Origin of the sequence: Streptomyces anatolicus, assembly GCF_019400875.1 — a bacterium.
GTDB classification, from domain to species: Bacteria; Actinomycetota; Actinomycetes; order Streptomycetales; family Streptomycetaceae; genus Streptomyces; species Streptomyces anatolicus.
In genome coordinates this window covers 1-2,681 of the sequence record NZ_WMBF01000679.1, presented here as the reverse complement: position 1 = coordinate 2,681, position 2,681 = coordinate 1, and the positions used below count along the sequence as shown (strand labels likewise).

At 72.7% G+C, this 2,681-nt stretch carries 4 protein-coding genes; 3 read left to right on the top strand and 1 reads right to left on the bottom strand.

The window, feature by feature from the left end; all coding sequences use genetic code 11:
- Positions 1–188: hypothetical protein (locus tag GKQ77_RS31295; protein WP_219692492.1), on the bottom strand; the 188-nt coding region annotated here is incomplete at its 3' end.
- A gap of 160 nt (positions 189–348) precedes the next feature.
- On the opposite strand from GKQ77_RS31295, the gene GKQ77_RS31290 reads away from it, so the two are divergent.
- The 3 genes from GKQ77_RS31290 to GKQ77_RS31280 all read left to right on the top strand — a co-directional run.
- A complete protein-coding gene (locus GKQ77_RS31290) occupies positions 349–945 on the top strand; it encodes a DJ-1/PfpI family protein (RefSeq protein WP_219692491.1) in 597 nt (198 codons plus the stop codon).
- Positions 946–958: 13 nt separating this feature from the next.
- Positions 959–1,477 carry a MarR family winged helix-turn-helix transcriptional regulator gene (locus GKQ77_RS31285; RefSeq protein WP_219692490.1) on the top strand — a complete coding sequence of 173 codons (519 nt, stop codon included), beginning with the start codon at positions 959–961 and terminating at the stop codon, positions 1,475–1,477.
- A gap of 79 nt (positions 1,478–1,556) precedes the next feature.
- On the top strand, positions 1,557–2,681 hold a 1,125-nt coding region (locus GKQ77_RS31280; protein WP_258022294.1), incomplete at its 3' end, for a serine/threonine-protein kinase.

The following is a 2,681-nucleotide window of genomic DNA, read 5'->3' as shown; positions in this document are numbered from 1 at the left end:
GCGAGGGGAGTGGCGGCAAGGGGCGTATTGGCGAGAGGCGTGTTGGCGAGGGGCAGGCCGTTGCCGTTCCCGGTGACGTTTTCGAGGGCCGGGGGAGGCGGGTCCTGGGCGTGTGCCGCGCTCGCCGTGCCGAGAGCGGTGGTGGCGAGGATGCCTGAGATGAGAACGGCTTTGAGTGTGGTGTTCATAGGGTCCAACCTCCGGGCGGCCGCACCTCCACGACAGTGGGAAACGACCAACGGAGTGAAGGGCGACCATTGACAGCCTGTTGTCATCATGACAGCATACTTACGTACACAGAGCACGGCACCCAGCGCACAGCACGGCACCCACCCAACGGAGGCCCGCATGTCCCGCAAGCCCGTACACCTCGCCGTCTACGACACCTTCGCCGACTGGGAGACCGGCCACACCACGGCGTGGCTCGCCCGCGTCGGATACGAGATCCGCACGGTCGGCCCCTCGGCCGCCCAGGTCACCTCGATCGGCGGCCTGTGCGTCCAGCCCGCTCTGTCGCTCGCCGAACTGCGCCCCGAGGACAGCTCGTTGCTGATCCTGCCGGGCGCCGACCTCTGGGACACCGGCGACGACCTCGCACCCTTCGCCCGCACGGCACGCGCGTTCCTCGACGCGGGGGTGCCGGTCGCCGCGATCTGCGGGGCCACTGCGGGCCTCGCCCGTGAAGGGCTGCTCGACGACCGGGCGCACACGAGCGGCGCGGCGATGTATCTGGCGGTCTCCGGCTACAAGGGCGGTGAGCGGTACGTCGAGGCGGACGCGGTCACCGACGGCGACCTGATCACGGCGGGCCCGACCGAGCCGGTCGCGTTCGCGCGGGAGGTCTTCGGGCGGCTCGGCGACGTCTTCGAGGGCGAGAAGCTGGACGCGTGGTACCGCCTCTTCCACGACTCGGACCCGGCGGCGTACGAGACGCTGAACTCGTAAGAGGGGCAGGACGATGACCGACTCCACACACCGCGACCCGGCCGCCGCCGCCCGCCGTGATCCGCAGGACCTGCTCAGCCGGGCGGCGCTGACCGTCTTCCGGCTGAACGGGCAGTTCCTCGCCCGCTCGGAGGAGCTGGCGAGGCCTGCGGGCCTGACCGCCGCCTGGTGGCAGGTGCTCGGCGCCGTGCTGCGCGAGCCGCTGCCGGTGGCGGGGGTCGCCCGTGCGATGGGCATCACCCGGCAGAGCGTGCAGCGCGTGGCGGACCTCCTCGTGCGCGAGGGCCTGGCCGAGTACGTGCCGAACCCCGCACACCGCCGCGCCAAGCTGCTGCGCCCCACGGCCGGCGGCAGGGCGGCGGTGGCGAAGATCGAACCGGGCCACGCGGAGCTTGCCGACTGGCTCACGACGATGCTCGGTGAGGCCGAATTCGCCGAGGCCGTACGCTCTTTGGAACGCCTGTCCGAGGTCCTGGAGGCGCTCTCCGCTCCGGATCCGGAAACGGTGGCGGAACCCGTTACGGAACCGTAGAGGGTGGGGCGGGCCACGCTGTCCCAGCTCCGCACTATCCTCACCCTGTTGCACACCAATGGGGGAGGTCGGTGCCGCGATGGAAAAGCTCGGGCCCGGAGATCCACAGCGGATCGGCGCGTATCGGTTGCTGGCGCGGCTCGGTGCGGGCGGCATGGGGCAGGTGTACCTCGCGCGGTCCGGCAGGGGGCGTACGGTCGCGGTCAAACTGGTCCGCCAGGAGCTGGCCGAACAGGACGAGTTCAGGAACCGCTTCCGGCAGGAGGTGCACGCCGCGCGGCGGGTCGGCGGCGCCTGGACGGCGCCCGTCCTGGACGCGGACACCGAGGCGGCGATCCCCTGGGTCGCCACCGGGTACGTGGCCGGGCCCTCCCTCCAGACCGTCGTCTCGCGCGACCACGGCCCGCTGCCCGAGCGGTCGGTGAACATCCTCGCGGCCGGGCTCGCCAACGCCCTCAAGGACATCCACGCGGCGGGCATCGTCCACCGCGACCTCAAGCCGTCGAACGTGCTGGTCACGATCGACGGCCCGCGCGTCATCGACTTCGGCATCGCCCGTGCCCTGGAGACGGTCACCGACGGCGGCCTCACCCGCACCGGCGCGCTCGTCGGTTCGCCCGGCTTCATGGCGCCCGAGCAGGTGCGCGGGGACCGCATCACCCCGGCGTGCGACGTGTTCTGCCTCGGCTCCGTCCTGGCGTACGCGGCGTCCGGCGCGCTGCCCTTCGGTACGGCCAACAGCGGTGTGCACGCCCTGATGTTCCGCATCGCGCAGGAGGAGCCGGACCTGACCGGGCTTCCGGAGAACCTGGCCGAGCTGATCGCGCTGTGCCTGCGCAAGGACCCCGCGTCGCGGCCCACCCTCGACGACGTCCTGGAGCGGACGGGGGCGCAGGACACCCTCAGCGCCGGGGGCACCACGCTCGACCCCTGGCTGCCGGGGGCGCTCGTCGCCCAGTTGGGGCGGCATGCGGTGCAGTTGCTGGACGCGGAGGATCCGGATGAGCCGGGCGCGGACGCGGATGCGGATGCTGATGCGGATGCGAGTACGGGCGCGGATGCGGGTAAGGGCGCGGCGGGTGCGGTAGGGGTTGCCGGTGCCGCAGGGGTCGCCGGTGCCGCCGGGGCCGGGGCCGGCGCGAGAGCCGGCGGCCCCTCGGACGCGGAGCCCTCGGACGCGAGCCCCGCGGCCGAGGGCTCCGCG